Below are 235 nucleotides of genomic sequence, written 5' to 3'. Positions count from 1 at the left end.
CGGCACGTCGATCCGCGTACGGGCCAGGTGCTCGAGCAAGTCGGCATGCCGTCCGGCGTCGGCGTGTCGGGGCTCGAATCCGACGGCCACGATCTTTTCTACTGCGGCGGCGGGAACAGCGGCAAGCTGCGCGCCGTGCGGCGCCCAGCGCACGTGCGGGCGTAGGGGGACGGGACCCGGGCGGCGCCCGCCCCCGGCGGCGGCCGGTTCGCCCCGTACCCCGGCCGCCCACCCT

At 77.0% G+C, this 235-nt stretch carries 1 pseudogene; it reads left to right on the top strand.

Features of this window, described 5'->3' with window-relative positions:
- Window positions 1-165, top strand: a pseudogene (locus KVT39_RS38355) (glutamine cyclotransferase); the annotation flags it as partial.
- Between the last annotated feature and the right edge of the window lie 70 nt (window positions 166-235).

This window comes from Burkholderia sp. GbtcB21 (assembly GCF_019091065.1).
Lineage (GTDB): Bacteria > Pseudomonadota > Gammaproteobacteria > Burkholderiales > Burkholderiaceae > Burkholderia > Burkholderia pyrrocinia_C.
Note: the sequence above shows the minus strand (reverse complement) of the source record. Positions and strands in the feature narration are given on the sequence as shown.